Origin of the sequence: uncultured Wocania sp., from assembly GCF_964021735.1 — a bacterium.
Classification (GTDB): Bacteria; Bacteroidota; Bacteroidia; order Flavobacteriales; family Flavobacteriaceae; genus Wocania_A.
In genome coordinates this window covers 1-4246 of sequence record NZ_CAXIBN010000223.1, presented here as the reverse complement: position 1 = coordinate 4246, position 4246 = coordinate 1, and the positions used below count along the sequence as shown (strand labels likewise).

5 protein-coding genes and 1 pseudogene are annotated in these 4246 nt (G+C 32.5%); all 6 read right to left on the bottom strand.

The features are described 5' to 3' along the window. Window positions 1–404, bottom strand: a 404-nt coding sequence (locus tag AADI82_RS13970) for an ABC transporter ATPase (RefSeq protein ID WP_341217040.1), incomplete at its 3' end; no start/stop codon positions are given. After that, a complete protein-coding gene (locus tag AADI82_RS13965) occupies window positions 405–596 on the bottom strand; it encodes a hypothetical protein (RefSeq protein ID WP_341217039.1) in 192 nt (63 codons plus the stop codon). Continuing rightward, window positions 597–1388, bottom strand: coding sequence for a (Fe-S)-binding protein (locus AADI82_RS13960; protein WP_341217038.1), 792 nt, complete (start codon window positions 1386–1388; stop codon window positions 597–599). Between the two features lie 122 nt (window positions 1389–1510). Continuing rightward, window positions 1511–2818, bottom strand: coding sequence for a (Fe-S)-binding protein (locus AADI82_RS13955; RefSeq protein ID WP_341217037.1), 1308 nt, complete (start codon window positions 2816–2818; stop codon window positions 1511–1513). Window positions 2819–2829: 11 nt separating this feature from the next. Then, entirely contained in the window at window positions 2830–3792 is a 963-nt protein-coding gene (locus tag AADI82_RS13950) for an MlaD family protein (RefSeq protein WP_341217036.1), read from the bottom strand. Window positions 3793–3931: 139 nt separating this feature from the next. Further along, window positions 3932–4246, bottom strand: a pseudogene (locus AADI82_RS13945) (N-acetylmuramoyl-L-alanine amidase); the annotation flags it as partial.

Genomic DNA, 4246 nt, shown 5'->3' with positions numbered 1-4246 from the left:
TTATTGAATACAATAGTGTTTTTAGAAACCGCTTTGTCTTTTGCCATTTTTCTAAAATCGGTTAGCGTTTTGTATGCTACATATTCACCTTGCTTGTAAGATACATTCATTTTATCCATTAAATCAACATTATAATCTTTTTCTAATTGTTGAATAAAATGAACTGAAGCATCAATAGAACAACCTGTAGCTTTATTCAAATCTTGATTTAAACCTAATACAATAAATCGCTTATATTTTATAACATAGCCTGCTTGTAAATCACTTCCGTGTGCTGTCCAGTTTTCAATAAAAATATTTAATCTTGATTGAATATCTTCTATCTCTTGCTCGGTAAACGAACGGTTTGCTTGGTAAATCCAAACACGTGATTCTTCTGGTAATGTATTAAATTCTACTAGCATTTATTTTTCTTTCTTATTTCTTATTTTGGTTGCTATAAACATAGCAATTCCAAAAGCAACCATTCCTATAATAAATTTATTAAGACTAAATTCTTCGTCTTTATAATAATCAACAATAGCAATAAAAGTAGCATAAATAAAACCACTTATAACGCCATAAGCTATTTGATATTTTAAGCTTTTTGGTGCCAATTATAAATCTTGGGCATTAGCAATAAGTTCAGCTATATCCATAACTTCAACGTCTGCTTCTTTTTCTTTGGCTTTTACACCATCAGTCATCATCGTATTACAAAATGGGCAACCTGCCGCTATAATTTCTGGTTTTACACCTAAAGCTTGCTCGGTACGTTCTACATTAACATCTTTATCGCCTTTTTCTGGTTCTTTAAACATTTGTGCTCCTCCTGCTCCACAGCATAAACCGTTGCGACGGCAGTTTTTCATTTCGACTAATTCTGCTTCTAATTTTTGAATAAGTTCGCGTGGTGCTTCATAAACATTGTTAGCACGACCCAAATAACATGGATCGTGAAATGTAATGCGCTTGCCTTTAAATTTTCCGCCTTCAATGGTTAGTCGACCTTCGTCAAGCAATGCTTTTAAAAACTGTGTATGATGCATAACCTCATAACTCCCACCTAATTCTGGATATTCATTTTTTATGGTATTAAAACAATGTGGACAAGCAGTTACTATTTTTTTTACTTCGTAAGCGTTTAAAACTTCAATGTTTGTTACGGCTTGCATTTGAAATAAAAATTCGTTTCCAGAACGTTTTGCTGGATCGCCAGTGCAACTTTCTTCAGTTCCTAATACGGCAAATTCTACATTAGCTTTGTTTAAAAGTTTTACAAAAGCTTTTGTTATTTTTTTTGCTCTATCGTCAAAACTACCTGCACAGCCTACCCAAAATAACACTTCGGGTTGTTTTCCTTGAGCCATGTATTCTGCCATGGTTGGTACTTTTAGTAATTCGCTCATTGTTTAACGTGATTTGTGTTGCGTTAGGGATTGAGGCATTTGTTGGAGCTCTTTTTTGTTTTTTCAAAAAAAGCGACTGCCGAAAGCCCGACCCTTTTTAGGGTAACGCCCAAATTATTTATTTATTCGTTTTTCCAGTTTAATCGATCCATTTGATTGTATGGCCATGGTGCGCCATTGTTTTCTATATTGGTCATCATGTTATTAAGCTCGACTGGGGCTGCTGATTGCTCCATAACTAAATAACGGCGCATGTCTAAAATGATTGATAATGGGTCGATGCTTACCGGACAAGCTTCTGTACATGCATTACACGATGTACATGCCCAAAGTTCTTCGCGCGTGATATAATTGTCTAAAAGCTGTTTTTCGTCTGGTTTAAATTTGCCTTTATTCGTATCAATGTTTTTACCAACTTCTTCTAAACGATCTCGCGTGTCCATCATGATTTTTCGAGGCGATAGCTTTTTACCTGTTTGATTGGCAGGACATTCGCTAGTGCATCGTCCGCATTCTGTACAGGTATATGCGTTTAATAGCTGCACCCAACTTAAATCTTGCACATCGCTTGCACCAAATTTTGCAGGTGCTTCACCATCGTCCTCAGGTACTGCATAAGGATCGGCATCTGGATCCATCATTAATTTCACCTCTTTGGTAACCGCTTCAAGATTATTTAATTGCCCCTTTGGAGTTAATTTCCCATAATACGTATTTGGGAACGCTAATAAAATATGCAGGTGCTTTGAAAAATATAAGTAATTTAAGAATATTAAAATGCCAACAATATGTAACCACCAAGCAGCTCTTTCTATAAAATGAATAGTGCCTTCTGGCAAGCTGCTAAACCAAGGTGCTATAAATTGACTGATAATATTACCTGAATTCATAGCTTGAAAATTCAAGTCGGTAGCGTTCATAACTAAAAATAAAGTCATCAATACCATTTCGAAATATAGAATAAAATTACCATCGTTTTTTGGCCAACTCGACATTTCGCTTTTCCAGAAACGCGCTAGTTTTATAATGTTTCTACGAACCCAAAATATAGTTACTGAGATAAATACTAAAACAGCTAATACTTCAAAAGCGCCTATTAAAAACCCATAAACCGATTCTGGTAAAACTTTTAAACCGATTCTGTGCGTACCAAATATACCATCGATAATGATTTCTAAAACTTCAATATTAATTATTATGAAGCCTACATAAACAATAACATGTAAAAAACCTGCAATAGGACGACGTACCATTTTGCTTTGTCCTAAGGCAATCATAACCATATTTTTCCAGCGTTGCGATTTATTATCGCTAACATCTACATCTTGCCCAAGTTTAATGTTTCGAATTAATTTCTTAACATTTCTTGTAAAATAGCCAATACCTATTATAAGCAGTATTGCAAAAAGCACGTTCGATATGTAATTCATATTTATATGTGTTAATCTTTTTGTTTGATTTCATTGCCCTCGGCATCATATTGCTTTGCTTTTTTTCCAAATAAAGAAAAATGCACATAACGTTTTGGGTTTAGCTTCATATCTTCTAACAACTGCTCTAACTGTAATGTTGCGCCTTCTAAATTTTCATATAAGGCATCATCTTTAAGTAATTTACCTATTGAGCCTTCTCCCTTTTCTAAATTAGCTATAATTTTATCGAAGTTTTGAAGAGTTGTTTCTAAATTAGATATAGTTTTCTTGAGGTCTGATTCTGAAATCGTATTTGTTATTTTTGCTAAATCTCCAGTTAGTTTTTCCGCATTAGTCAATACACTATCAATTTTACCTTGATTACTTTTAATGGTATGATTTAGAGATAATGATGTGCTCTTAAATGAATCTATTGTAGAACTTAAACTAGCTATGCTTTTTTTAAGGTTTGCTTTGGTTTGTGCATCAAAAACTTGGTTTAAATTGTTTAGCAAACTATCTGCGCTAACCATCATATTTTCAATTTTACCTTGCAATGGTGTTAGTTTCTGATTTACCAATTCGCTTAATCCTGCTTTTACTGAGCCTTGTAAAAAAGAATCGCTTTTAGCATTTTCTGCATTATCATTTGCTGGAACAATAGCAATAGCTTTACCTCCTATTAAACCTGTTTCGTAAAGTTCTGCTTTGCTGTTTTTTGAAAACTGAAAATCGCTATCAACTAAAAGTTTTACTTGTAATTTCCCTGAGGCATCGTCTTTAAAACCTATACTAATAACTTTACCCACAATTAAACCATTAATGGTAACTGGTGTTGATGCTGTTAAGCCTTCAACATTATCATAAACAGCATAAAATGTACGAGAAGAATCGAGTAAATTTTGACCTTTTAAGTAATTAAATCCGAAAACAAATAGGACAATTCCTGATAAGACTAATATTGATGTTTTAACTTCTTTTGATATATTCATCTAAAACTATTATTGCTATATTTAAGTAAGATGTAATTCACATAAAAACCAAATAACTAAATGTTATTTTTTAGTTATGCTCATTTCAAAATAAATATGTTAGTTAAACAAATTTAAGATAAATTTAAAAAGAATGAATCTAATTAGCAGTTGTTTTTAAAGCTTCGGTTAAAGATATTTTTTTACCGTCTTTAAATGCTACTATATAACCTGTTTTAAAACCAGTAGCTTTAGCCTTTTCTTCTAGTTTTTTTATGGTATTATAATTTGAAGTTTCTCCGTAATAATATTTATATAAATTATTTTCTTTGTCTCTAGAAACATTGTTTAAACCTTTAAAGTTATATGGTTTTGTTTCTAAAGCTTTGGAGCTTGCCGCAATTTGTACTTTAAAAATAATGTCTGCGTAAGTTTCTTCAGAATGTTCTGTTGTTTCTGGTAAGTCATCAATATA